28 protein-coding genes are annotated in these 25,712 nt (G+C 55.5%); 16 read left to right on the plus strand and 12 right to left on the minus strand.

Annotated elements, in window-relative coordinates; all coding sequences use genetic code 11:
• Window positions 1-7 precede the first annotated feature (7 nt).
• Window positions 8-697, plus strand: a complete 690-nt coding sequence (locus tag GWA01_RS05480) for a JAB domain-containing protein (protein ID WP_146794767.1) — start codon at window positions 8-10, stop codon at window positions 695-697.
• Window positions 694-1,437, plus strand: coding sequence for a JAB domain-containing protein (locus GWA01_RS05485; protein ID WP_229315979.1), 744 nt, complete (start codon window positions 694-696; stop codon window positions 1,435-1,437). Before GWA01_RS05480 ends, GWA01_RS05485 begins: the two co-directional genes overlap by 4 nt.
• Before the next feature lie 16 nt (window positions 1,438-1,453).
• Here GWA01_RS05485 and GWA01_RS05490 read toward each other — a convergent pair whose 3' ends face one another.
• The 6 genes from GWA01_RS05490 to rpmE form a co-directional block, all read right to left on the minus strand.
• Window positions 1,454-2,569 (minus strand): 5-(carboxyamino)imidazole ribonucleotide synthase, encoded by a 1,116-nt coding sequence (locus GWA01_RS05490; protein ID WP_146794768.1) that lies wholly within the window; start codon window positions 2,567-2,569, stop codon window positions 1,454-1,456.
• Complete coding sequence (gene purE / locus GWA01_RS05495) at window positions 2,566-3,090, minus strand: 5-(carboxyamino)imidazole ribonucleotide mutase (protein ID WP_146794770.1); 525 nt, start codon at window positions 3,088-3,090, stop codon at window positions 2,566-2,568. The genes GWA01_RS05490 and purE overlap by 4 nt, the downstream gene beginning before the upstream one ends.
• Window positions 3,091-3,291: a YdcH family protein gene (locus tag GWA01_RS05500; protein WP_146794772.1), complete on the minus strand. Its 201-nt coding sequence runs from the start codon at window positions 3,289-3,291 to the stop codon at window positions 3,091-3,093.
• Window positions 3,292-3,420: 129 nt separating this feature from the next.
• A complete protein-coding gene (locus tag GWA01_RS05505) occupies window positions 3,421-4,005 on the minus strand; it encodes a DUF1013 domain-containing protein (protein ID WP_146794774.1) in 585 nt (194 codons plus the stop codon).
• A 216-nt stretch (window positions 4,006-4,221) separates the two neighbouring features.
• Window positions 4,222-4,701: an Hsp20 family protein gene (locus GWA01_RS05510; RefSeq protein WP_186819470.1), complete on the minus strand. Its 480-nt coding sequence runs from the start codon at window positions 4,699-4,701 to the stop codon at window positions 4,222-4,224.
• A gap of 167 nt (window positions 4,702-4,868) precedes the next feature.
• Window positions 4,869-5,093 (minus strand): 50S ribosomal protein L31, encoded by a 225-nt coding sequence (gene rpmE, locus GWA01_RS05515; protein ID WP_146794776.1) that lies wholly within the window; start codon window positions 5,091-5,093, stop codon window positions 4,869-4,871.
• Window positions 5,094-5,281: 188 nt separating this feature from the next.
• Here rpmE and mscL point away from each other — a divergent pair, with 188 nt between their 5' ends.
• Window positions 5,282-5,743 (plus strand): large-conductance mechanosensitive channel protein MscL, encoded by a 462-nt coding sequence (gene mscL / locus GWA01_RS05520; RefSeq protein WP_146794778.1) that lies wholly within the window; start codon window positions 5,282-5,284, stop codon window positions 5,741-5,743.
• Window positions 5,743-6,078, plus strand: coding sequence for a hypothetical protein (locus GWA01_RS05525; RefSeq protein WP_146794780.1), 336 nt, complete (start codon window positions 5,743-5,745; stop codon window positions 6,076-6,078). Before mscL ends, GWA01_RS05525 begins: the two co-directional genes overlap by 1 nt.
• Before the next feature lie 81 nt (window positions 6,079-6,159).
• On the opposite strand, the gene secF is transcribed toward GWA01_RS05525, so the two are convergent.
• Window positions 6,160-7,107 carry a protein translocase subunit SecF gene (gene secF / locus GWA01_RS05530; protein ID WP_146794782.1) on the minus strand — a complete coding sequence of 316 codons (948 nt, stop codon included), beginning with the start codon at window positions 7,105-7,107 and terminating at the stop codon, window positions 6,160-6,162.
• A gap of 5 nt (window positions 7,108-7,112) precedes the next feature.
• The gene (gene secD / locus GWA01_RS05535; protein WP_146795570.1) at window positions 7,113-8,654 is read right to left on the minus strand and encodes a protein translocase subunit SecD; all 1,542 of its coding nucleotides are present in this window, start codon (window positions 8,652-8,654) and stop codon (window positions 7,113-7,115) included.
• A 148-nt stretch (window positions 8,655-8,802) separates the two neighbouring features.
• Here secD and GWA01_RS05540 point away from each other — a divergent pair, with 148 nt between their 5' ends.
• Window positions 8,803-9,795, plus strand: a complete 993-nt coding sequence (locus GWA01_RS05540) for a Gfo/Idh/MocA family protein (RefSeq protein ID WP_146794783.1) — start codon at window positions 8,803-8,805, stop codon at window positions 9,793-9,795.
• An 8-nt stretch (window positions 9,796-9,803) separates the two neighbouring features.
• On the opposite strand, the gene GWA01_RS05545 is transcribed toward GWA01_RS05540, so the two are convergent.
• Both GWA01_RS05545 and GWA01_RS05550 read right to left on the minus strand, forming a co-directional pair.
• A complete protein-coding gene (locus GWA01_RS05545; RefSeq protein ID WP_146794785.1) occupies window positions 9,804-11,609 on the minus strand; it encodes an ABC-F family ATP-binding cassette domain-containing protein in 1,806 nt (601 codons plus the stop codon).
• A gap of 64 nt (window positions 11,610-11,673) precedes the next feature.
• The gene (locus GWA01_RS05550) at window positions 11,674-12,414 is read right to left on the minus strand and encodes a PhyR family response regulator anti-anti-sigma factor (protein ID WP_146794787.1); all 741 of its coding nucleotides are present in this window, start codon (window positions 12,412-12,414) and stop codon (window positions 11,674-11,676) included.
• Between the two features lie 235 nt (window positions 12,415-12,649).
• On the opposite strand from GWA01_RS05550, the gene GWA01_RS05555 reads away from it, so the two are divergent.
• The 8 genes from GWA01_RS05555 (at window position 12,650) to recQ (ending at window position 21,941) form a co-directional block, all read left to right on the plus strand.
• On the plus strand, window positions 12,650-13,132 hold the full coding sequence (locus tag GWA01_RS05555; protein ID WP_228118462.1) for a sigma-70 family RNA polymerase sigma factor: 483 nt from the start codon (window positions 12,650-12,652) through the stop codon (window positions 13,130-13,132).
• Between the two features lie 133 nt (window positions 13,133-13,265).
• Complete coding sequence (locus GWA01_RS05560) at window positions 13,266-13,841, plus strand: sigma-70 family RNA polymerase sigma factor (RefSeq protein WP_146794791.1); 576 nt, start codon at window positions 13,266-13,268, stop codon at window positions 13,839-13,841.
• 216 nt (window positions 13,842-14,057) lie between these two features.
• A complete protein-coding gene (locus GWA01_RS12995) occupies window positions 14,058-14,234 on the plus strand; it encodes a NepR family anti-sigma factor (protein WP_186819471.1) in 177 nt (58 codons plus the stop codon).
• Window positions 14,231-16,150, plus strand: a complete 1,920-nt coding sequence (locus GWA01_RS05565) for a sensor histidine kinase (RefSeq protein ID WP_229315978.1) — start codon at window positions 14,231-14,233, stop codon at window positions 16,148-16,150. The genes GWA01_RS12995 and GWA01_RS05565 overlap by 4 nt, the downstream gene beginning before the upstream one ends.
• 83 nt (window positions 16,151-16,233) lie before the next feature.
• Window positions 16,234-17,928 carry a thiol reductant ABC exporter subunit CydD gene (gene cydD / locus GWA01_RS05570; protein WP_146794793.1) on the plus strand — a complete coding sequence of 565 codons (1,695 nt, stop codon included), beginning with the start codon at window positions 16,234-16,236 and terminating at the stop codon, window positions 17,926-17,928.
• A complete protein-coding gene (gene cydC / locus GWA01_RS05575) occupies window positions 17,925-19,610 on the plus strand; it encodes a thiol reductant ABC exporter subunit CydC (RefSeq protein WP_146794795.1) in 1,686 nt (561 codons plus the stop codon). Before cydD ends, cydC begins: the two co-directional genes overlap by 4 nt.
• Before the next feature lie 60 nt (window positions 19,611-19,670).
• Window positions 19,671-20,075, plus strand: a complete 405-nt coding sequence (locus GWA01_RS05580; RefSeq protein ID WP_146794797.1) for an OmpA family protein — start codon at window positions 19,671-19,673, stop codon at window positions 20,073-20,075.
• Window positions 20,076-20,087: 12 nt separating this feature from the next.
• Window positions 20,088-21,941, plus strand: a complete 1,854-nt coding sequence (gene recQ / locus GWA01_RS05585; protein ID WP_186819472.1) for a DNA helicase RecQ — start codon at window positions 20,088-20,090, stop codon at window positions 21,939-21,941.
• Window positions 21,942-21,957: 16 nt separating this feature from the next.
• On the opposite strand, the gene GWA01_RS05590 is transcribed toward recQ, so the two are convergent.
• The gene (locus GWA01_RS05590) at window positions 21,958-22,473 is read right to left on the minus strand and encodes a copper chaperone PCu(A)C (RefSeq protein ID WP_228118369.1); all 516 of its coding nucleotides are present in this window, start codon (window positions 22,471-22,473) and stop codon (window positions 21,958-21,960) included.
• Between the two features lie 87 nt (window positions 22,474-22,560).
• On the opposite strand from GWA01_RS05590, the gene nrdR reads away from it, so the two are divergent.
• The 3 genes from nrdR to thiL are packed head-to-tail and all read left to right on the plus strand — an operon-like array spanning window position 22,561 to window position 24,494.
• Window positions 22,561-23,067: a transcriptional regulator NrdR gene (nrdR, locus tag GWA01_RS05595; protein ID WP_146794799.1), complete on the plus strand. Its 507-nt coding sequence runs from the start codon at window positions 22,561-22,563 to the stop codon at window positions 23,065-23,067.
• Complete coding sequence (nusB, locus tag GWA01_RS05600) at window positions 23,064-23,543, plus strand: transcription antitermination factor NusB (protein WP_146794801.1); 480 nt, start codon at window positions 23,064-23,066, stop codon at window positions 23,541-23,543. The genes nrdR and nusB overlap by 4 nt, the downstream gene beginning before the upstream one ends.
• Window positions 23,544-23,546: 3 nt before the next feature.
• Window positions 23,547-24,494 carry a thiamine-phosphate kinase gene (thiL, locus tag GWA01_RS05605; protein WP_146794803.1) on the plus strand — a complete coding sequence of 316 codons (948 nt, stop codon included), beginning with the start codon at window positions 23,547-23,549 and terminating at the stop codon, window positions 24,492-24,494.
• 18 nt (window positions 24,495-24,512) lie between these two features.
• On the opposite strand, the gene GWA01_RS05610 is transcribed toward thiL, so the two are convergent.
• Window positions 24,513-25,682 (minus strand): hypothetical protein, encoded by a 1,170-nt coding sequence (locus GWA01_RS05610; RefSeq protein ID WP_146795578.1) that lies wholly within the window; start codon window positions 25,680-25,682, stop codon window positions 24,513-24,515.
• Window positions 25,683-25,712 lie beyond the last annotated feature (30 nt).

Consider the following 25,712-nt stretch of genomic DNA (forward strand, 5'->3'; position numbering starts at 1 on the left):
TGCGCTCATGGCCAACACGTATCCCCAGATTGATCTTTCACGCGGCACCGGACCGCAGGGGCATCGTGCCCGAATGCGTAACCGCGTTCTGACAAATGGTGCGAATTCCCTCGCAGATTATGAGCTTCTGGAAATGCTTCTTTTTCTGGGAATTCCTCGCAAGGACACCAAGCCTCTCGCGAAGGGACTCATTTCACATTTTGGAAGTCTTATTGAGGTTTTTCGTGCCCCAACACAGAGCCTCCGCGCTGCAGGACTCAACGATGATACGATCAGAGCCCTCCGTCTGCCCGGAGTTGCAGCCGAGCGCCTCGCCACAGCCGAGTTCCATACACGCCCGGTTCTGGGAAACTGGGAACAGCTTCTGGCATATCTGGATGCGGCGATGACAGGCGCAATAAATGGCCAGTTCCGCCTTCTGTACCTCGATAATCGCAATCGTCTTTTGGCAGATGAAGCTGCTCCGGAGCAAACCGAGCAGACCTCCACGAACCGTCAAATCGCCATCAGGGCGCTTGCCCTACACGCTACAGCTCTTATCGGCTTTCACGTGCGCCCGGGAAAAGCAGCAAAAACATTTTCACAGGATGCAAGGCTGCTGGATTTTGCCATGCGCCCACTTTCTGTAACCCTGCACGACGTCATGATCGTAGGTGAGGGCCCCCCTGTAAGCCTTAGGCAGGAGCATCTCCTGTGAGCACTGAACAGATAAATGATGGATTTGAGGACGGGATGCTGATTATCCATCCTCAACCAGAAACACCCGCTAGCTCTGAGACACAAAGCCTCTCCCCCCAGAATGCCCTTTTGACCGGACGAGGACGTTATCTCGAAGATTCCATCCTCCTGAACCTTATGACAGCCCTCTTCACCGGGCGGATCAAAGAAGCAGAAGACCTTTCCAGAGTGCTGCACACCCGCTTTGGTTCACTGGCCGGAACCCTCACCGCTACGGACAGGGAACTGGGCGGGATAAAAAATATGGGTGCTCATATGCTGCCCATGCTTCGCGTTCTTCAGGAGAGCGCATTGCGCTACAATCATGCGCGCCTCCCGCCTGAAGATATTCTGGGAAGCGAACGGCAGTTGCTGGATTATCTTACGGCACGCCTGTCACGCGAGAACATAGAGCAATTCCGCATTCTTTTCCTCGATGAGAAAAAAAGCCTGATCGCGGACGAAGCTCAAGCCCGCGGAACCGTCAATCACACCCCTGTCTATCCACGCGAAGTGGCCAGACGTGCCGTGGAGATCGGTGCGTCCGGCCTGGTTCTGGTGCACAATCATCCGAGTGGAGATCCAACACCATCCGAAGCTGACTTACAGATGACGCAGCAGGTGAGGGCTGCGCTTGAAGTCGTGGGGATAGAAGTTATCGATCATCTGATTATCGGAAACGGCTGCCATACAAGTTTCCGCCGCAACGGCTTTCTGTAAGGCAGCCTTGGACCAATCAGGCTGGCAGAAGGCTTTCGAGCGCCAGCTCTCCCGGCAAGGCGCCACGCGGAAACAGGGTATTCACATGCCCCATCTTTCGTCCTGGCCGCGCTTCGTTCTTGCCGTATAAATGCAAAGCCATACCATCTGCCGCAAGAATGGCCGGAACGCGTTCCATATCCTGCGGGCCAATCAGATTGTGCATGACAGCGTCCGAATGGCGGCGTGCATGTGGCAGAGGAAGACCCGCCACCGCACGGATATGCATTTCAAACTGGTCGATCAGGCAAGCATCCATCGTCCAGTGACCTGAATTATGCGGACGAGGGGCAATTTCGTTCACAAGCAAACTGCCATCAGCAGCATGGAACATCTCGACGCCCATGATGCCAACAAGCCCCAGTTCCGTAGCGATTTTGCTAGCGATCTGTTGCGCTTCAACAGCAAGATCCGGCATCACCGGGGCAGGCGCTAAAGTGATATCAAGAATACCATCCCGATGACGGTTCTCGACCGTATCAAAGCAACGCACAGTGCCATCCATGCCACGCACAACCATGACACTCAGTTCACGCTCAAAATCGACCATGCGCTCGGCAACCAGCGGGTAAGGCAGATCCTGCAGGCCTGCCAGAGCAGCCTCATCTGCCACCCGGAACTGACCCTTGCCGTCGTATCCAAAACGGGTGGTTTTCAGGATGAGCGGAAAACCGATCTCCGTTAGTCTTGTGAGATCATCAGGTCCGGAAACTGCCATCCACGGCGCAAGTCGAATGCCAATCTTCGAAAGACGGGTTTTCTCGACGATCCGGTCCTGACTGATGCTCAGAATACTACCGGCTGGCCGAACGGGGCGGTGCTCAGCCAGCAACGCCAGCCCTTCTGCGCTGATATTCTCGAACTCGAACGTCACGACATCGCAGCGCGATGCGAAATCCCGCAGCGCTTCCGGGTCATCATAAGCCCCCACGGTTACCGAAGCCGAAACCTCAGAGGCTGGACCCGTTTCCGCAGGGTTGAGAATATGAACGCGATATCCAAGTCTGGCTGCAGCCATGGCAGACATTCGCCCAAGCTGACCACCACCAACGATGCCAATCGTGCAACCGGGCAGAAAAACCTGCTGTGTCATTCCGAAGGAGCGTCCGCAACGGCGGCCGTGCGAGTGGCCCGCCAAGCTTCCAGACGCGCGCCCAGACTTGAATCGGAAAGCGCAAGGATAGAAGCTGCCAACAGGCCTGCATTCGTTGCGCCAGCTTTACCGATAGCTAACGTGCCGACAGGAACACCCCCCGGCATCTGAACGATGGACAACAGACTGTCCTGACCACTAAGAGCACGGCTCTCCACAGGAACTCCAAGCACAGGCAGCGTCGTCCAGGCAGCGCACATTCCCGGAAGATGGGCCGCACCACCAGCACCAGCGATGATCACATGAAGACCACGTTTCTTGGCGGTTTTTGAATATTCGACAAGGCGATCAGGCGTGCGGTGCGCCGAAACAATGCGACGTTCATGCGCTATGCCCAGCTCATCCAGGACATCGCAGGCGTGTCTCATGGTCTCCCAGTCAGACTGGCTTCCCATGATGACGCCAACGCGCAGAGGCGATGTGTCCTGAAGGTTATCGGTCTCGGAAAGGATGTCGCTCATTCAGGCAATGTCATCCGGGATGAGACGGGTCTCAATCCAGGATATCTCATCTTTGAGCTGCAACTTGCGCTTTTTAAGACGCTGGAGCTGAAGCTGATTGAAAGGGTGGTTCACAAGCCGTTCGATGACCGTATCAAGATCGCGGTGTTCACTGCGGAGCTCGTGAAGACGTCTCAACATTGTGTTGTTCTCGATCAGCATCGCAATCGGTCCCGAAATCCGGACAAAAACTGTCTCGCAGCATGGTCGGCTACACTGTGAGGAGTATCATGATCGATGCGCCGAACGCCAGAGTGGCACAGCAGTTTATCTACTGCGCCACTATGAACCTCAGGACGGGTCGTTCTCGTGCAGATCAAAATCCGCCACAACCGGAAGGGCATGGCCCTCACGTGCAAGGCGTTCGTTTGCAGCAGTAACAGCAGCGTTCAGATCGGTCTGCGTGCACAAGCCAAGGATAACCGGGTCGCGCGGCTTGATGTTCGCACTGTTCCAATGCTGGCGATCACGGACCTTGATAATGGTGTCCTTGGTCGTACCCAGCAGCTTGACGATCTGAATTTCAGAAAGTTGGGGAAACTGGCGAAGAACGAACGCTATTGCATCGGGGCGGTCATTACGCTTGGCCACCGGGGTATAACGCGCGCCCTTCGCACGACGTGCAACTGGGCTTGCAGAAGCGAGCATCTTGAGGCGTGCATCAGAGTTTGCTTCGCAGCGGGTAATTTCGCTCTGGGCAAGCTGATGATTTTTTACAGGATCATAGCCGTTGATTCCGCCAGCGACTTCACCATCAGCAATAGCCTGAACCTCAAGCGGATGCATCCCGCAAAACTCGGCAATCTGCGTGAAAGTCAGGCCGGTTTTTTCAATCAGCCAGACGGCCGTAGCCTTGGGCATCAGCGGCAGGGTCATGTCAATGCTTTCCTTCGGGGCGCAGAGGTGCCGGCAGACGCGCAGGCACCGATTGGCTGACCCAGAGAAGGAAATCCTTGCTCAGGATATGATCGCGGCACCTGCAGGATGCACAGCAATAATAGGACGGGTATGGGGCAGGGCGACCCATCGGGTCAAGATCGAAAACACATTCATAAAAAAGGGACGCCCATGCGACGCCCCTTCAAAATACCATCAAGCCGCCTGTGAAGAAGGCTCTGCTGTGGAGGACGTTATATTCTGACCGCTACTGACAGTTCCCGTACCAATCGCAATCCGACGAGGCTTCGCAACCTCCGGCACAAGATGCTTCACCGAAATTGACAGCATACCGTTCATCAGATCAGCACGCTCGATTTCGATGTGCTCGGCCAGTGCAAAACGACGTTCAAATGCTCGGGTCGCGATGCCGCGGTGAAGCCAGTCACGATTCTTGCAGTTTTCTGGTACGCTGCCACGGATTACGAGCGTATTGTCTTCAAGTGTAACTTCGACATTCTCAGGACCAAATCCAGCAAGAGCCATGGTCAGAGCGTAGTCTGTATCACCCGTTTTTTCGATATTATAAGGGGGATAACTCGGAATTGCCTGTGCATTGGCGGCATTGCCAGCCATACGGGCAAGACGGTCAAAACCAATTGCGCTGCGAAAAAGCGGCGTAAAGTCGTATGTCATAGAAACCTCCTCCTAGGCAGGATTCATCTGGTCAACAGCTCCCTGAACGGCGAACTGCGATAGGTTTAATGTCCACGACCCGAAAGGCATCGTGGACACTATTCCAGATGGGCTCTGCACGGCGCATTGCAAGAGGTACTATGCGCCGGAGAAGGGAGAGCCTGTTCTTACTTGCGGGTGCCGATACCAGCAAAACGCTTGTTGAACTTGGCAACCTGTCCGCCCGTATCCATCATACGCTGCACACCGGTCCATGCCGGATGGGACTTCGGATCAACGTCCAGACGCAGGGTCGCGCCAGGTGCGCCGTAGCACGAACGCGTCTTATATTCAGTGCCATCGGTCATGATGACGTTGATTTCGTGGTAGTCGGGATGAATGCCGGACTTCATGAGGCTCTACTCCATAAAGAAAACTCCGATACCGACCGGAGCGAATCATCTGGGGCGTATAACCGAAACGCACGCAGGATGAAAGGAGGCTTTTCGGACTGATTTTCTCCCGGTATGCCTTATTAAGATGCGGGTAAGAACTTCCGACCCGCTGCCGCGCTTAGTGGCAAACTCGAGAAAGGTTCAAAATGAGCGAAACAAAACGCACCATCCACACACCCGGATGGCTCTCCGACTTTCAGAAATTCATTATGCGCGGCAACGTTCTTGACCTCGCAATCGGTGTTGTCATCGGTGCGGCCTTCAGTGCCATCGTCAGCAGTGCAGTCAAGGACATCCTCACGCCGTTCATCGGCCTGCTAACCGGCGGTGTTGATTTCTCCAATATCTTCATAACCCTTAAAGGACCGGTTAAGGATACTCTGGCTGAAGCACAGAAGGCTGGTGCAGTTACACTGAATATCGGCGTCTTCCTGAATGCCGTGTTCCAGTTCCTGATCGTGGCCTTCTTCATTTTCTGGCTGACACGCATCCTCAGCAAGCTGCACCGCAAGGAAGATGCAGTTCCTGCAGCCCCTCCTGCACCAACAAAGGAAGAAATTCTGCTGACCGAAATTCGCGACCTGCTCGCCGGCAAGGCTTCTTCCTGATGTTGCTGAAAGCTTCCCATTCGAGAATCGCAGCTCGCAAGATCTGCCTCATACTCGTCATGGGAGGCTTTCTTTCTGCATGCGCCGGAACTCCGCCTCACCACGGCGTTCCGCCGTCACCCAATGCGCGGCTTTATGCCTATCTGGTTGCTCATGGCATGGCGCGCGGTGCGGTTATGTCCGGCCAGATCAAACCGCAGAACATCCAGCAGATTGCAGCGGTGGACCTGAGTGCACAGAAGGCCGTTTTTACGGCTCTAGAACGACAGACATCGCGGGATAACATCAAGGCCGATACGGCCCTGACAGATTTTCTAGATGCCCTGCCGCGCTGACCATCCTACCTGATCCATAACAAAAAAGGGCCCGTGCATTAAGCATCGGGCCCTTTTTTATGAACTGAGAGACAGGATTATTCAGTCCTGAGAAGTCATCGGAACTTCACGGCGCAACCTTTTCTCTCCCATTAGAAGCAGAAGGGGCGCAGCGATGAAAATCGATGATGACGTTCCCACAACAATGCCAAACAGCATGACAGTCGCAAAGCCGGTCAGGGTGCTTCCGCCAAACAATGCGAGCGGCAGAGCAGCAAGGAAGACCGTCATGGACGTACCAAGCGTACGGTTCAGCGTCTCGTTGATTGAGAGATCAAGCAACTCGCGCAGAGGCATTGTGCGATATTTACGAAGGTTTTCACGGATACGATCATAAACCACCACTTTGTCGTTGGTGGAATATCCCAAAATGGTCAGCAGCGCCGCAACCATCACCAGATCAAACTCGAAGCGCGTGATGGCCAGAAAGCCGATCGTCTTGGTTAGATCCAGGATAAGCGTGACCACAGCACTGATCGCAAATTCCCGCTCGAAACGGAACCAGATGTAAATCAGGATCATCGCAAGACTGAAACCCAGCGCGAGAAGACCGTCACGGAAAAGTTCAGACGAGACGGACGCACCAACAGCATCAGCACGCAGAACCTGCGTTCCGGGGACAGCCTGCGTGATGGCGTTCTTCACACCATCTACAAGCTTCTGGGTCTGCGCTTCACGGTCCGCACCCTGCGGGGCGCTTATGGAAATACGCACGTCACGCGGGGAGCCGAAAGCCTGAACGGTGTCAGGGTGGATACCAGCATGCTCCAGCGCCGTTCGTAACTGACCGAAATCAGCAACAGCCGGGGTCTGAGCCTCCACGACGACACCGCCACGGAAATCCAGCCCAAGCTTCAGGCCAGGTTCAAAAAAGAGGATGACGGAAGCAATGGAGAGAACCGCCGAAACGATGAGCCCCATATGACGGCCACGCATAAAGTTGATGCGTCGGTCATCACGGACGAAACGGAACAAGGGACGGGACAGCATGGCGTTCAGACCGGAAGTTCTTTGGGACGGGCGAGGGCATACCACCGCACAACAAGCACCCGGGAGAGCACAAGCGTCGTGAAGAGGGTTGTAATGATACCGATGGTGATCGTCAGGGCAAAATTGCGGACAGGGCCTGTACCAAACACAAACAGCATTACGTGCGCCAGAAAAGCGGTAGCGTTACTGTCAATGATGGTGCTGGTCGCACGCTCGAAACCTGCCTGCAGAGCCTGAAGCGGTGCACGTCCACGTTTCACCTCTTCTCGGATGCGCTCGTTGATTAGGATATTAGCATCAACCGCCATACCCAGCGTCAGCAGCATACCGGCCATACCTGGCAACGTTAGCGTTGCCTGAAAAAGAGACAGGATCGCAAGCATCAGGATTAGGTTTGCGAAAAGCGCGACATCCGCATACAGGCCAAACCGCCCGTAAAACAGTACCATGAACACGACAACGAGCAGGAAACCGACACCCAGGCTGATAACACCAGCATGAATGGAGGCGGCTCCAAGGCTCGGACCGATCGTGCGCTGCTCAATTACAGAGAGCGGCGCGGGCAAGGCACCCGCACGAAGCAGAAGAGCCAGATCCGAGGCGCTGCGCGCATCAAATCCACCCGTAATCTGCCCGCTGCCAGCCGTGATCGGGCTGATGATGTTCGGAGCTTCGATAACTTTGTTATCCAGTACGATCGCAAAACGCTTACCAACATTGGTGCGCGTCACGTTTGCAAAGGACTGGGCACCCGCAGAGTTGAGCTTGAACGTTACCGCCCAGCCGCCAGTCTGTTCGTCAATGACCGCACCCGCATTGGTCAGGGCAGTACCATCGACGTCCACATGATCCTGAACCGCGAGTTTACCGTGCGTTTCCTCATCATCGAGCATTGTAGCGCCCGGACCGGCCTCATTCGGATTGGCAGCCAGCAGACGGAATGTCAGCTTGGCTGTAGTTCCCAGAAGGGTCTTGATTCGCTCAGGATCACTAACGCCCGGGAGTTCCACAACGATCCGGTCATCACCTTCCCGGGCGATGCTTGGATCGATGGCACCCGTAGCGTCGATACGGCGGCGAACGATTTCGATGGACTGCGCAACGGCCTCCCTGGCACGCGCCAGCATGGCATCGTGTTGTAGGGCCAGAACAATACGACCATCCTTTTGGGCAACCGTAAATTCACCTGGAACAGCAGCAGGAAGGGCCTTCATTGCCTCAAGATCAGAAGCCAGTTCGGCATCGGAGCGGGCTGCGAAGCTCAGGGACGCAGACTTATCGTCGTGCTGAAAGTCTCGGTATCCCAGAGACTTATCAAGCAATGCCTGACGCGCCTGATCCTGCAGGGACTGCAAACGATCATGCTCCAGAGACTGGATATCAAGCTGGAGGAGGAGGTACGAACCGCCACGCAGATCGAGCCCCAGATGCACCTGCCGCCAGGGCAGGGAGGATGAAGGGGCATTCAGGAAATTGGGCAGACAAAGCAGAACGCCAATCAGGCAGATGCCTGCGACGCCCAGCAATCTGAGCCGACTGTAATACATCATAACGTGTCGAGACGTCCTCGGCGGGTTGGGACAGGTCGGAAATATGGTCGGGACCATGCCGTTTCCACCTTACAGATGCAACCTTTCGCAGGAAGTACGATCGCGCCGTTTGCAGTGCGACGCATGCCTGATAAGCCTGTACTCCATGAATGACCGGCGACAGTTGCGGGTCGGCATCGTCGGTGCCGGCCATTTTGGACGATTCCATACTCTCAAGGCGAAGGCCAACCCGGCCGAGATGCTGATTGGTCTCTATGACCCAGACCCCGCCCGCGCTGCGACTGTTGCGAAAGAAGCCGGCTGCGCCTTCATGGAGAGCTATGAGGCCCTTCTGGAGCAGGTTGATGCTGTCATTATCGCAGCACCGGCGGAGCATCATTTCAGACTGGCCAGTCAGGCACTCGAACACAAACGCCACGTTCTGGTCGAAAAACCTATCGCCGCCACGCTGGAAGAAGCACACGCGCTAGCAAGACTTGCATACGATTCGGGCTGCGTGCTGCAAGTTGGCCACCTGTTACGGTATTCCGCCGAACATCACGCAATCACTGAACGGATCAAGCGTCCTCTCTATATTGAAGCAACGCGCATTGCTCCGTTCAAGCCACGGGGTACGGATGTTTCGGTCATTCTGGATCTTATGATTCACGATCTGGATCTTGTACTCGCCATCGTCGATAGCCCGATTGTGTCGATAGACGCTCTGGGTGCAGCTGTTTCAAGTCAGCATGAAGATATCGCAAATGCGCGCGTACGCTTTGAAAACGGATGTGTTGCAGCCATAACCGCAAGCAGAATTTCACTTAAAACTGAACGCCGTATGCGAGTTTTCTCACAAGACGGATACCTTTCCGCCGACTTCATGGAGCGTAAACTCAGCTTCATCAGCAAAGAAAGGGGGATACCTCTGCCGGGTACGGGTGGATTCCGACGTGAGGCCGTGAGCTGGCAGGACCACGACAACCTGACTGCCGAACATGATGCTTTCGCAGCATCATGTCTGCACGGGGCAACAATCCTTGTTGATGCACAGGCAGGCATCCGCGCACTCGACGCAGCTCTGCGTGTGACGGAGAGCATTAATCATTCAAGAGAGATCATGGAAATGTCAGGTTTAATCCCGACACTCCACCCCTAAACCAGAAATTATTGAGCTTCGAGCGCTTCCTTCTTGGCCTCAAGTTCGAGCCACTGTTCTTCCGATGATACGAGTTCGGCCTCGGCTTTCTCCAAATCATCGGAAACTTTCTGAAATTTTCCAGCATCACGAGCATACAGGCCAGGGTCTGACAATATTTCGCGGTAGGCGATAATAGCCTTTTCCAATTTTGCCATCTGCTGTGGCAGCAGATCCAGAACCCTCTGATCCTTGTAAGAAAGCTTCTGGGCTTTTCTGTCTGATTTTACTGCAGCTTTTGGAGGTTCGATTTTTTCGGAAGAAACCTGACGCTCAGCAGGCGCACTCCCGCCGCGCTGCGCAAGCATGTCCGAATAGCCCCCGGCATATTCCACCCAGGCACCATCCCCCTCAGCTACCAAAACCGACCCTGCAACCCTATCAAGAAAATCACGATCATGACTGACAAGCAGGACCGTACCCGCATAGTCAGCGAGCATGTCCTGGAGCAGATCAAGCGTTTCCAAATCCAGATCATTGGTAGGTTCATCAAGAACCATAAGGCTTGAGGGGCGAGCGAGCGCACAGGCAAGTGTCAGGCGCCCTCGCTCACCACCCGAAAGCTTCCCAACCTGTGTGCGAGCTTGCTCCGGGCGGAACAGAAAGTCCTTCATATACCCAATGACATGGCGCTTTTCGTCACCAACCTGCACCATATCGCCACTACCACCCGTGAGAGTTTCAGAGAGCGTCTTATTCGGATCCAGGCTTTCGCGCTGCTGATCAAGGGTTACCATCTGAACGGACGGACCCATCTGGACCGTTCCGACTTGAGGCTCAAGGCGGCCCGTCAGCAAACGTAGAAGCGTGGTCTTACCTGCACCGTTGGCTCCAACAACGCCGAGACGGTCACCGCGCAAAATTCTAAGATCCAGATCCTTGACGATTTCGCGATCATCGAAAGCCCAGCCAAGGTTTTCCGCAGCAATCGTGATCTTGCCCGTTCCCTCTGCTTCTGTCGCAGACATCTTCAGACTACCCGTTGCACGCGATGAAATTTCACGACGCTCCGCACGCAATTCCGCAAGTTCTGCAACGCGCCGGACATTGCGCTTACGACGCCCTGTTACGCCATAACGCATCCAGTCTTCTTCACGCGCAATCTGACGATCCAGCTTGTGTGCGTCGCGTTCTTCCTGCTCAAGAACCTCTTCACGCCATGTTTCATAGCGCGCAAACCCCTGATCCAGTCGACGCGTAATGCCTTGTTCAAGCCACACGACCGAGCGAGATAGTGTTTCCAGAAGACGCCTGTCATGGCTGATCACAATCACCGCACATCGCGAGGACGCCAGTTCACGCTCAAGCCATGAAATACTTGGAAGATCCAGATGGTTCGTCGGCTCATCCAGCAACAGGAGATCCGGCTCCGCTGCCAAGGCCTGAGCAAGTGCGCAACGTCGCACTTCTCCGCCTGAAAGGCTTTTGCAGGATTCCTCACCCGTCATGCCAAGCTCTGCGAGCATCGAGCGGGCACGATAGCTTTCGCTTTCATCCAGCCCTTCGGAAGCATAATCGAAAGTGGTGGAATATGATGAAAGATCAGGCTCTTGTGCGAGATAATGAACTTTCACGCCAGGCTGCACAAAACGCGTCCCGCCATCGGCCACAAGGTCACCGGATGCTATTTTAAGAAGCGTCGATTTTCCGGAGCCATTTCTCCCGACGAGGCAAATGCGCTCTCCCGGGCGAACGCCAAGCTCCGCTCCATCAAGAAGCGGGCGGCCGCCCAGAGTATAAGTGATATTCTGAAGAAGCAGGATGGGTGCAGACATGCACCCTATGTGTCGCAGGCAGCGCAAGGCCGCAAGAGACGCACTCAGCGAAATTCGTCAGCGATCAGATATTCTGCATGCCACCAGTAACGGCCTGATACGTCGCTACCGCAAGCATCATCGGCTCAAAGGGTTTCGTAATGACGAAAGACGGCTCATGAGTCTCTCCAGTCAGCAGGCGCTCGGGGTAGGCCGTTACAAAAATAACCGGAGCATCATGATGCCGTAGAATGCGCACGACGGCCTGCATTCCATCCCCACCTGCACCAAGATTAATGTCTGCCAGAATAAGGCCAGGCTTTGTCTCAGTTGCCAACCGGACCGCATCTGCCTCCGTATGAGCTACACCTACAATCCGATGACCACATCTCTCCACCAGATCCTGAATATCCATCGCTATGATGGGCTCATCTTCAATAATGAGAACACTCGTCTGCGCGATGCTTTTCAAACCTTCTCGTGCGGCGGTCAGAGCAACAGCAGCATCGTCCTCCGTAATGTCGAGGACAGCCGCTGCAGCAGTGAGCGGCAATTCCTCAAGCGAGGTCAGAAGCAGCAGAACCCTTTGCTTCAAGGGTATACCAACATCGCCATCAGTTGTTGTGCCCTGAAATTCATGGACGAGCACCTGATACAGAGCAGCGCGCGCGGGAAGGTCCTCTGCAACTGCATTCCCTGACATCAACTTCTTGAGAGCGGACGCTACGAGACCATCCCCAGTCCGCTGATTACCGGAAAGTGCCCGTGCAAAACGGCGTGCATAAGGGAGGGCCCGCACGAGATCCTGATGTGCACGATCAATCATTTAGAGCTGGCCTCTTGCAAAATCTGGGCGTCGCAGCTGTCCTGGCAAAGGATGCCTTCACGCTTGGAGTGGGAACATGGCATGGCGAGCAATATTAGCCTAGTGTCACCGGATGTCATCCATCCGGCTCTGCAATACTGCAAACGGATCCAAGGAGGCCAATCTGCCAAACCAGCGCCACGACAACGCCTCCTCAGAAAAATCCGGCACGACCGCAACGTTCCGCGCAGGATTATTGAGGGTTCTACCTGACCTGCGTGGTTTTGCGCGCTTTCTCACGCGTGACCCGGCATCAGCAGATGATCTCGTGCAGGATACCATCGTGCGCGCTCTAGCAGCACAGAGCCAGTTCGAAGAAGGAACTGTCCTAAAAGCGTGGCTTTTTACAATTCAGCGAAACGCGTTTTATGAGCAAAAACGCAGGCATTCCCGGGAGCAGGAAATACTGCTCGATATTGAATTGGATATACCACCATCCATTGAAGCACCGTCCCAGCAGAGTGCGCGTGACGCCGTCCAGGATCTGGGAGCGCTTCTGTGGCAGCTCCCCGAACTTCTTCGTGAAGCGTTAATCCTCGTGGGAGCTCAGGAACTGTCATACGAGGATGCAGCCGTTGTCTGTGATGTGCCCGCGGGCACTATGAAAGCCCGGGTTTCCAGAGCCCGTTCTCAGCTTGCAATGTTGGCCGGGCATCAGGCCAGCATGGAAAAAGCTTAATTAATTCTGGCTGAAATCCAACGTTTTTCAAAAATATTCGAAAAATTTCATCTTTTTTTTCGAAACGATGCAACGATCTTCAAAGGCCGTTCATTGATCATGCAAGAACCGAACGAAACCAGGAGTATTATCCATGACGTTCCATGATCAGGTCATCACTATCCTGCCAAAGCTGCGCATCCAGGCTCTTTCCCTGACACGCAACCGCGCGGCGGCAGAAGATCTGGTGCAGGATGCCGTCTGCAATGCTCTTGCCGCGCAGGACAGCTTCATTCCCGGCACAAATTTTTCTGCGTGGATGCACCGTATTCTTCGAAACCGCTTCATTTCCGATCTGCGCAAACGTCGGGACACGACGGATATCGACGATGTGCCTGCATCGTCCTTCGCCAGCGCTCCCACCCATGAAGACAGCCTTGCGCTGAAAGATCTCTCCATGGCGCTTTCACGTCTGCCTGCAGATCAACGCGAAGCACTTGTCATGGTTGTCATTCAGGGCATGAGCTATGAAGATCTGGCTCTAGCAACAAATTGCGCCGTCGGCACCGCTAAAAGCCGCGTATTCCGTGCACGTCGCCAGCTTGAAACATGGATGACCGGAGACGTACCTGCCAACGACAAGCTCCATCAGAAAGTCCGCGCCCTGCGTAACGCCATGGATACACACCGCCGTAATGGCCAGAATGACACGGAATTGCTTCTCTCCTGAGAAGGAAAGCCAAAAGAGCGGCTTAGTTGCTAGAGCAATCGGGTTGGGAAATTATTTCCTGACCTGATTGCTTTGTTGCTTGTTTTTTCGTAACCGTTTTCGCCACTCTCTGGCCATAATCACGGTTACCGGGGAACCTCGGGTGCATCACGTCGTTTACTCTCGGGCCCTGAACCCAGCGGCACATTTCTGTTTTTTCAAGTTCAAGGACGAAAGATGATCGGAGGACATGCAGACAAACCCTCTCGCTCATCCAGAAAACCTGATGAGGAGCAGAGTTCTCCGTTTGATATCTGGCTTAGCAGAGGCCTGCACCAGCTCTTCGACGACGTCGCAAACGAGCCTATTCCCGAGGAACTTCTGCGGCTCATCGAGGAAGATCGTAACAAGTGAATTTTCCAGGGCCAGGTCCATCAGACCCGTCGCCCAATCAGATTTACCGTCGCATTCGCACCCCGCGTGCGCTTTATAACAGGCTGATTTTCCGGAGCCTCGGCGTTCTGGACACTGTTGGCTCGCGCGTTATGGCGCTGATTGTCGCCACCACGGTCCCGCTGGCCACGATTGCCGGTATCCTAGCGTGGCACAGTTATGAACAAAATGTTGGCAATGGCAGGCTTCGCACAGAAGGAGACGCCAGCCTAGCTGCCTCCGAAATCTCACGCGACATGGACAGGACCCACACCGTTCTGGAAATGCTCGCCACAGGCAACCTCTCCAGCGAAAATGCTTTTCAGGAATTCGGGCTGGTTCAGTCAGTCTCACAAAATCATTTCTGCGCTCTGATCCTTGCAGATGCTGCGGGCAAGCCTTCAGTTACATTGCCCCCTCCATCCACTCAAGAACGGGCTATCTGCACAAGCAACCAACCAATTATTACCGCTATTTCTCCGTTGGAAGCACATGCCACATCCGGCATTGACATTCTCCGGGGAGAACGCGGTCCGCTTGTTCGTTTTGTCGTACCCATATTCAAGGGCCACACGGTCACGGGATACGTTATTGCTATTCGGACTCTCGGCTGGCAGCGCACCCATCTTCAAGGTGGAGACCGACGCCTCCTTCTGGGCGCAAGTGATAATGCCCGCCATATGCTCATGATGAGTGACGGATCCATATTTTCACTTTTCCCCGATCTGGTCGCACCATCACCATTACCGCAGGAAGCCGCGCTCAGGCTTCAGCATGACGCAACAATAGGTGCGTTGCATGATGTTTTTATTAGCGACAATACCACATATGCGGTTCAAACCGCTTACAGCTCTGTCAGCCTTGTGGTGGCGACAGAGAGAACAGCTGCAGAAACATACGCGCTCCACCTATTCATACTACGTGTTGCCCTTATCGTTGGTTTGCTGACCCTCGAACTTGTGGGCGTTGCGCTGGGAGCCAGATTCTTTCTGGTTGATCCGCTGGAGAGGCTCGCAAGTGCTGTCGCTGACTGGCGGCGAGGGGCTCCCTTCGATACGCGCATCAATCGCGCCATTCCCTTCGAGATCAGACATCTTGAACGCGCCTTCCTGCGTGCAACACGTCGGCTTACACGACACGAACGCAACCTGGAGCGTTCCGCGCACAATCAGGACATGTTGATTCGCGAAATACATCATCGCGTGAAGAATAATCTTCAGGTCATCGCATCTCTTTTGAATCTTCAGGCAAGCCGTATTCGATCTACGGAAGCACGCGAAGAGTTCCGCCTGGTACGAGACCGGGTGAGGGCGCTCGCTACCCTTCATCGCTATCTCTACTCCGAGAACGGTTTCTCCGCGCTGGACGTAAAAAGCTTTCTCGAAGAGCTGTGTAGTATTCTTTTTTCAGCCAACGGAATGGGCGCACAGACACGCGTCCGCCTTGAGCTCGATATTGATCACGTGATGATTTCCCCTGATCAGGCCGTGCCTCTGGCACTTGTGGTAACAGAGGCCGTTAGCAATGCGCTTCGCTTTGCTTTTCCAGACGAGATGAGCGGCACAATAAGCATCACCCTTAAAAAACCAGAGAGCACCGAGAGCGAACCGGCGCGACGTGTTGTGCTGCAACTGCGGGACGATGGTATCGGCATGGCAGCGAGCAGGGCACGGGCGGAAGCAGGAAGGCGTGAGGGAATCGGCCTTCAGCTCATCCGCGGCTTTGCCCGACAGCTCGACGCAAGCCTTGATATCGAAAACAACGGCGGAACGCTCTACACACTGAAATTCGTACCCGCGCCACCCGGCCGGACGGCGGTTTCCATGGCCCGTGAAGCCATTGCCAGTCACCAGAAACAGGCGACAAACAGCCAGATACGCGACCGGGAAGACACATGACGAGCCACATTCTGTATAAATAAGGCGCAAGAATTGCCTTAGCCCCTGTCTATGCGCCGTTTTGCAACCTATATGCAGAGGCCATGAAAGCGGACAAGACAATCGCGAAAGCGTGGGTGAAAGCACAGGGACGGGCAAGCCGTTCGCGCACATCCGTCATAACCGTCGTGGGGCTTTTCTCCACATTCCTGGGCATCCTTCAGGGCTGGGCTCTTGCCAGAACACTGGCCGCCATCCTGTTGCATGATCCAGACCACGTCGCCCCTGCGATCTGCGTATTCCTGCTGGCCTGCGCGCTCCGGACCGGGCTTGGCGTCCTGCAGGAGATCTTCGCGAGCTCTGCAAGTGTCGCTGCCAGAAGGCGCCTCCGCCACGAAATTCTCGAGCGCATCCTGGCTGAAGGTCCCGCACTTCTGCGGCGGCGCCACAGCTCAGCGATTGCGGCAACAATTGTCGATCGCGTTGAGGCACTCGAAGGTTATTTCGCGCGATGGCTGCCAGCATCAAGCCTGTGGCTGGTATCGCAATGGATCGTCGTTGCTTTCGTGTTCTGGCAGAACAGGCAGGCGGGCATTATCCTTGCGATCTGCTGCGCCTCACTGCCGTTTTTTCAAGCTGTGTTCGGTATCGCTACCGCCGTGGCTTCCCGCCGCCAGTTTCTGGCAATGACACGTCTGCAAACTCGTTTTCTGGATCGCGTCAAAGGTATTGCAACAATCGTCCTTTCCGGTGGAACAGAGCGTGAGGCGCAGGCTCTGGCAACAAGCGCTGATGATTTACGCAAACGCACGATGAAAGTGCTTCGTATTGCATTTATTGCTTCGGCAACTACCGATGTTGCGATGGTGATCGCGCTGGTTTTGATTGTCGTAACGCAGAGCCATGACCTTCTGTCTGCCACGTCCGAATCAATGACAGCCAAGGCACTCTTTGCAGTACTGATGGTGCCAGAAGCTTTCGCCTCCTTTCGCGCATTATCTGCTGCATATCAGGACCGCGCGCACGCTACAGCATCAGCTGAAGCAATGCATGATCTTGCTCCGATGCCCGCACACGAAAAAAATCCTTCAGCGCACACCCTGCCAACCAGAACTGCGAAGGGAGTAGCCCTTAGCGCCGAACACGTGTCGTATACTTGGGATCCGACGCGTGGACCCGCCATCCAGAATATCAATTTCCGGCTGTCTGCGGGTGAAACACTGATCCTCGAAGGCGAGTCAGGTGCAGGAAAGTCCACACTGATCGAGATGCTCCTTGGCTTCATAAACCCTGAAAGCGGGCGAGTTCTTCTTGGTGAGGCAGATATGAACACCCTCACTCCACACCAGGTTTCGTCCTGCATCAGTTGGATTGGCCAAAAACCTGTTATTTTCGCTGGAACCATCCGTGAAAATATCCTGTTCGCCCGGCCTGATGCTTCCGAAGAGCAGATCCTGGCAGCAGTAAAATCAGCAGCAGTTGATGGTTTCCTTTCAACGCTGCCTGATGGCCTGGACACACGCATCGGAGAAGGGGGCTTTGGCCTGTCAGGTGGGCAGGCGCAGCGTATTGCCATTGCGCGTGCCTATCTCAAGAATGCCCCTCTGCTCCTTCTGGACGAACCAACCGCGCATCTGGACCCCGCTACTGAAGCTGAAATTCTCTCCAGCCTGCATGCGCTCTCCGAAGGTCGGACCGTTATTCTGTGCAGTCACTCCGCACAGGCCAGACAGTTTCATGGCCGTCACCTGCTTCTGAAACAGGGTCAGGTTGCTGCCTTTACAGGAGAAGCAGCATGAGCGGCTCGTTTCTTCCTAAGCATTCCCCGTCGAGCACGGATGCACCCAAAGCTCTTGCCCGGATACTGCAGGTCTGGAAGCCGCAATACGGTCGCCTGATCACGGGAATCGTCATAGCAGAACTGGCCGTATGTGCAGGCCTGACGCTCATGGGGCAGGCGGGTGGACGCCTAACAGGTGCGGTCATTGGGGTTGGCGCCGGATACATGCTTTTGCGCGTGGCAGGTGCCTCCCAGATCGTATTGCGTTACTTCGAACGCCTGTACACGCACGATGCGATGTTTCGTGCGCTCGCGGACCTGCGTGTCTGGTTTTACCGCAAGCTGGCACGCGGGGCGGCCGCGGGTTTGGGCTTCCAGCGATCAGGAGACCTCCTGTCGCGGCTGGTTTCCGATGTCCAGACACTGGACAATCTGTATCTGCGGATCATCGTTCCCATGGCCGCAGCCATCCTGACCCTGCCGGTCGTTACTTTCATCTGCCTCAAAGCTGGCATCGGTGTTGGCCTGACAGTCGCCGCGCTTTTCGTCGTTCTGGCATTCGTCTTCACATTTCTGGGATCGAAACTCTCCGAGCGCTTTGGTCCAGACATTCTTCGTGCCGAGGCTGATCTCCGCGTGGCATCCCTGGACCTTGCAGGTGGTTTACGTGAGGCGCGGGCATTCGGTGCAGAAGATGTGCTGGCGAACGCAGTGACCGCCCGTCAGGAAGCGTTGTTCGAAGCACAGAAGCGTCAGGCTGTCAGAATGGCGCTGATGCAAGGACTTGCAGGCCTGACAGCGAAGGCCGGGGTCGCGGCTGTTCTGTGCGCCCTGGCGGGTATCGTCTTTCATCAGACGCCCCCCATCATTGGCGTCACAGCGCTTTTCGTAGCCATCACGGCTCTGGACAGTGTCACAGGCCTTTCGCGTGCTGGACTGCTGACGGGTCAGGTCACCCATGCAGCCGAAAGAATTGTGGATATCGCGGACCGCATACCCGCAGTGGCACAAGGGACTGATCCCCTGCCAACATCCCGTGAAATCAGGCTTGAGAACGTAACTTTTGGCTGGTCCGAAGGGCGTGATCCTGTCCTGCGTAACCTTTCCCTGACCCTACGTCAGGGAGAGCGTGCAGCTCTCATCGGCCCGTCAGGCGCAGGAAAATCGAGCATTGCAGCTCTTATTCTGAAAGTCGCCGCGCCACAGCAGGGCCGTATCCTGCTGGGCGGCACTGATATTTCACACCTTTCGGATGATGCGCTGCGATCTCAGGTTGCCTGGTTGTCCCAGTCCAGCCACCTGTTCGACGATACGATCCGTGGCAACCTGCTGCTTGGACGCACGGACATCACGGACGCGGATCTGTGGGATGCACTGGATAAAGCACGAATCGCAGATGTCGTCCGAGAACTGCCGGAAGGCCTGGATACCTGGATTGGTGAAAGCGGCTCGAAACTTTCGGGCGGGCAGGGACGACGGGTCGCACTGGCGCGTGTGCTGCTCTCCAAGGCCCCTATCCTGATACTTGACGAGCCCGCAACAGGCTTGGATGCGGATACCGAGCGAGCTTTTCTTCAGACCCTCAATGAGGTGGGGGATGGGCGTTCTGTTCTGCTGATAGCTCATCGCCTCACCGGCGTAGAGCGGCTGGATCATGTGTGGTGCCTTGATAATGGCCAGGCGGTCTCCCGTTCCAGTTGACCCGCCCTGCCGCTCAGGGCACCTAGACGCAGATAACCTTACTACGACAGGATGACAGACATGTTTCGCCTTCCCGTTTCACTTCGTCTCGCGGCTCCCGTTTTTGTCCTGTCCGCTGCACTGGCTGGTTGTGCACAAGACACATCGCGCGACAGCTATGTTGTCTTTTTCGATCGTGACTCCGTAACGCTGAACCCGATCGCACAAGCCGTTATCCACAAGGCCGCCGTCGCTGCTCGTGCAGAACATGCCACCCATATTCAGGTTGCAGGGTCAGCTGGTGCTAATGGTGACCCGGATGTTCTGAAAGAACTGGCCACTGCACGCGCGAAGGCAGTCGCCATGCGTCTGCAGGAAGAGGGGATTGAAGGGGCAGAAGTCTCTCAGACAACCACTCCCGACACTGATATCGACTCATCTCACGTCGCACTTCGTCGTGTTTCAATCACGATCAACCCCAAGTAATTCCTGAGCCCGGTGAAAGGTGACAGCCCCGCTTCCCTGAACATTGAGCCCGGATCCTCTCCAGAACATGTTCTGGCAGGGGTATTCGGCTTTCCGGCATTTCGCGGCCTTCAGTCTGAGGCCGTCGAAACCGTTATGCGTGGTGAGGATGTTCTTGTCCTCATGCCGACTGGCGGGGGAAAGAGCCTCTGCTATCAGGTCCCCGCACTGTGCAGGGACGGTATGGGCCTTGTTGTCTCTCCCCTGATCGCCCTGATGGACGATCAGGTGGCTGGCCTCCGGCAGCTGGGCATCCGCGCTGCTGCTCTTCATTCAGAACTCGAACCGGATGAGCGCGGCACCCTGCGCGATGACCTCAAGTCAGGCCGGATCGACATTCTCTACATATCGCCGGAAAGACTTCTTCAGCCAGCAACAAGCGCTGCACTTGCACGGCAGAAGATTTCGGTTATCGCGATCGACGAGGCTCACTGTGTGTCGGCCTGGGGGCATGAATTCCGTCCCGAATATCGCGCATTGGCCTCTTTGCCTGAGCTATTTCCCAATGTTCCACGCATTGCCCTGACAGCGACTGCAGACCCGAGAACGCAGAACGATATCCTCTCGGTTCTTGGAATGCCCGATGCACGGGTCCTGATGGCGAGCTTCCATCGCGCCAATCTTTTCGTTGAGGCGCGCCCCAAGGGTGGCGAAAGCAAACAGCTTCTCGATACGCTGGAAAACCATCGTCAGGGTGCGTCGATCGTCTATTGTGGAAGCCGCAACAAGACAGAGCGGGTTGCGACAATGCTTCGGGGCAAAGGCATAACCGCGCTTGCCTTCCATGCAGGCCTTTCACCAATAGAAAAACGCGCCGCTCTCATGCGTTTTCGCTCCGGTGAAGACATGGTGATTGTCGCCACAATTGCATTTGGCATGGGCATTGACCGCCCTGATGTGCGCTGCGTCGTCCATCTGGACATGCCCTCCTCGCCGGAAGCATACTACCAGCAGATCGGCCGAGCTGGCCGCGATGGGGAGCGTTCGGACACCTTACTTCTCTATGGCGGCGAAGACATGGCCCGCGCGCGACACTGGCTTGAACAGTCCAATGCGCCTGACAGCGAAAAACGTGTCATGCAGTCTCGTCTGGAGAGCATGATTGCGCTGACCGAAACCACGGGATGCCGGACACAGGCTCTTCTGGCCTGTTTCGAAGAGACATTGCCAGAACCATGTGGCCATTGTGACAACTGCATCAATCCGGTCTCGACATTCGATGGCACGGAGGCTGCACAGAAAGTTCTTTCAGCGATCTATAGAACAGGTCAGCGGCTGGGCGCTGTTCATCTGACATCCGTGCTGAGAGGCAAGCTCAATCCAACACTGGAAAGGCATGCTTACCAGCATCTTTCGGTATTCGGTGTCGGCAAGGATCAGACTGAAGCCTGGTGGCGTGCGGTGATCCGCCAGCTTATTGCCCGCGGCGCAATCAGAATGCATGGCGAGCATGGAAGCCTGGGCCTACAGATTGAAGTGGCCAGACCCATCCTGCGCGGGGAAGAACGCATTGCACTGCGTCAGGATCCTGCCCGCACGCTTGTAACCACAGTGAAGGCCAGCCAGGCCGAAAACGATGCTCTCGACCCGATGGAACGCATCGTCTTTGATGCTCTGCGGTCTTGGCGATTAACGGAGGCCCGTGAGCAGGAAATTCCACCTTACGTCATTTTCCATGACTCGGTGCTGCGCGATATCGCGCGCGAACATCCTGCGAGCAAGGCAGAACTCGGCAGCATACGCGGCGTGGGCGGTTCCAAGCTTGAGCGCTATGGCGATTCCGTTCTCGCCACGCTGCGCGAACTGACCAGTACTGTGACGGCCTGAACCGAGACCTCAGGAGTTACTGAGGGTTAGGCTCGCTACGCGGTGGGGCGTCAGGAGAAGTCACTTCGAAGGACACGGTCACACTGTCTCCACCCATAAAGCTGAATGTAAACGGCACCCGGCTGCCAACTGCTGGCATCTGAGTGATCCCACTGCACAAAAGATGATAACCCGAGGGCGGGAAAATCATCTTGGAATCATGTGGGAGCGCAAGATGGGAAAAGAGATTTTCGGTTGCCTGAGTTGTTTCCTGATTACTGTGACGAGCAGCAATTTCATGACAGACCGGCGAGGTTATGCCCTGAAGCAGATGGTCAGCTCCATCATCATTACGGATCGTGAAATATCCTGAGGCACGCTCTGGGAAATGGAGAGACTGCCGCAATGTGCCATGCAGGACCACGATATGCTGCTGATTTGATGCATGATCAGGGGCCGCAACCTGAGTTTGGGCGAAAGCCTGCGGAATTGTCATGCAGGTAACAGCAGCAAGAAGGGTAAAAAGGCGTTTCAACGAAAGTCTCCCGCTCATGTGGATGCTCTATTTGGGTCCAAACGCATGATTCGGTAAACTGCTTCCATCCTCCCGTGCTCCAACGGCAATAGTTCAGGACAGTGCATGCGTTGCCCCTTCTGCGGAAATGAAGACACACAGGTCAAGGATAGCCGCTCCAGCGAAGACGGAACCGCTATCCGCAGGCGGCGTGTATGTTCGGCGTGTACCCAGCGCTTCACGACGATCGAGCGCATCCAGCTTAGGGAACTCACTGTCATCAAGGCAGATGGGCGGCGGCTTCCTTTTGACAGAGACAAACTTGCCCGCTCCATTCGTGTTGCACTCCGCAAGCGTCCTGTTGAAGAAATTCGTCAGGAACGGCTGGTAAACGGGCTTGTCCGCCAGCTTGAAGCATCCGGTGAGCAGGAAATCGCATCCCATCATATCGGGGAACTGGCGATGGACGCATTGCGCGAAGTGGATGGGGTGGCCTATGTCCGGTTCGCCAGCGTGTATCGCGACTTTCGTGAAGTTGAGGCCTTCTCCAAGATCCTTGACGACATGAAGCCTCTTACCGCACTTGAAAGCTCAACCACCGCCCGGGAGACCGGGCCTCAGGAGACATCATGACCGCCACCAGCGCGCCCCCAATCCGCACGCCGCGTCGCAGCCGTACCATCGCTCGCGTTGCAGCCGTGCAGGGGCTGTTTCAGTGCGAACAGTCCGGCGATACGGCTGAAACCGTAATCGACCAGTTCGAACGGCATCGTCGCGTCACGCCGTCGGCTTCTTTCGAGGACGGCCATATTCCTGATGCCGACCTCAAACTGTTTGCCGAAGTGGTGCGTGGCGTCACGTTCAAACAGGACACCATTGACGCTACGTTAAGCGACGTTCTGCCCGAGCAGTGGCCTATCAGCCGCCTTGACCCGGTATTGCGCGCACTGCTACGTGCGGCAACCTTCGAGATCGGAACAGAAACGGCCTCACGTATCATCATCAATGAATACATGGACGTCGCACACGGCTTCTTCTTTGGCGACGAACCCAAGATGGTCAACGGCATCCTGGACACTCTTGCTCGCCGCCACGACGCACAGGTCTGATACATGGCGGGCGAATTCGACTTTATCGCCCGTAATTTTCGGCCGCTGGCTGGCCCGGGAGCCTTCGAACTACGCAATGACGGTGCTGTCCTGTCGTCATTGCCCGGCGAAGAGTTCGCAATCTCGACCGATACGATGGTTGAAGGCGTTCATTTCCTGCCCAATGACCCACCCGGCACGATTGGCCGCAAACTTTTGCGCTGCAACCTTTCTGACCTTGCTGCCATGGGGGCCAAACCCCACGCTTATACGCTGAACGTTACAATTCCCCGTAACGGCCGATATTCCAAGAGCTGGTTTGACGCATTTTCACAGGGGCTTGCAGCAGATCAGGATCAATACAGGATCTTCCTGCTCGGCGGCGACACGACATCAATAGATGGCCCTCTGGTACTGAGCGCCACCGTTTATGGCCGCCTGAAGATCGGAACAGCACTCCATCGGAACTCTGCGAAGCCGGGAGATGGCGTCTGGGTAACAGGGACCATTGGAGATGCCGCCCTTGGCCTTCAGGTTCTGCAAGGCAAACTTCACGATGAAACTGGTTTCCTTGCAAACCGGTATCACCTGCCACAACCCCGAACGGACGTGCCACTCTATGGCCTTGTCAGTACGGCAATGGATATCTCCGACGGCCTGATTCAGGATTGCGGCCATATTGCCCAAGAATCAGGCGTGAGCCTTCACATCAATGCCGCGAATATACCACTCTCCACGGCAGCGCAGCAGCTTGGAGAGAGCGTTCAGGCGTTATGCATGAGCGGTGGTGATGACTACGAACTTCTCATGACATGCCCCCCACAGAACGAAAGCGCTCTCGTGGACGCCTTTCGGCTGCATGGCATTATGATCAGCAGAATCGGAGAGGTTGTCCCGGGCTCACAGGTTCGCGTTATTGACGCTCATGGCCATGACATAATTTTGGACAAGATCGGCTGGCAGCATTTTTGATCTGCCAGCCTCCTACCATCACGCGGGATCGGTCAGAGCCTTTTCATAAAGGCGATGAATCTTATACGGCTCAGGAACCAGTGATTCGGCCAGACTTCTCATGCCAGTGTCAGAAGCCTGGATCCATCCCAGCTCAACCCATTCATAGGGCAGCGCGCTGCGACGACGCATGAGCTCCGAAATTGCAAGAGAGGGCAGAAGTGCACCAAGCATCGTTCCGCGAAGACGCCGTGTTACCCCCAGAAGGATGACGCGGGCAGAATGAAAACGGTGCGTCAGAAGGCGCGTACCAAGCTTGACCCATCCCAATAAGGACGGAAAACCGTTCAGGTCGCCCGCGATATCATAAAGATTTGGGACAACCAGGGCCATCGCGACCGGCTCGCCGTCCTGATCGATCTGTACGTAATGCTCGGGCCGAAGCAGTGGCTTCAGCTGGTTGATCATGCTCTGCATTTCGTAGTCCTGAAGCGGAACGAAATTATATTTCCCACTCCAGGCATCGTTATAAAGGCGGCGCAGAACTTCACCCTGAGACGCAATCTGCTTCTTGGAGAGCCGGTTAACCGAGATTGATCCCAATCGTCCTTCGCCAATCTGGAGATCGCCCGGAACACGAAAACGTGCTTCCGTTTCGGCGTTCAACTCAAGCCTGTAGCTCAAAAGATCTTCGGAAATAGGGAAACCGGCAGCCTCGATAAAGCCACCGAGTTCTTTCGGATGCCAGGGCATCGCAATCATCGGCGGTTCGTCCTGCCCACGCACCATCTGTCCGGATTCACCATTTCCGCTCAGTGTGACCGGGCCACGAATGCGCTCCATGCCCTGAAGACGGAGCCACGCTGAAGCTGCGTCCAGTAGCGCGCTAACAACGTCGCCATCAGGAAGCGCATCCAGTGCACCAAAGCTGCCGACGTTCTCCCCCCAGTACTGGACGGCTCGATGATCCACGATCGCCGCGATGCGACCAACCGGACGGTCGCCGCGCCATGCCAGAAAATATCGTATGCTGGCATGGCGAAAAACTGCCGAACGGCGCGGGTTCAGAAGGTCATTCTGCTCCATGTCGAGCGGCGCAACGAAACCTGGCATACCCTTGTAGAGATGCCTGGGAAGCGTAATGAACTGTCTGAGCTGCCGGCGCGTCGTGACGGGACGGATGATCAGTGTGTCCTTCGATGGAGGCATCTGCAGACTATCCGTCGACGTCATAGAAAA

Origin of the sequence: Gluconobacter wancherniae NBRC 103581 (genome assembly GCF_007988885.1) — a bacterium.
GTDB classification, from domain to species: domain Bacteria; phylum Pseudomonadota; class Alphaproteobacteria; order Acetobacterales; family Acetobacteraceae; genus Gluconobacter; species Gluconobacter wancherniae.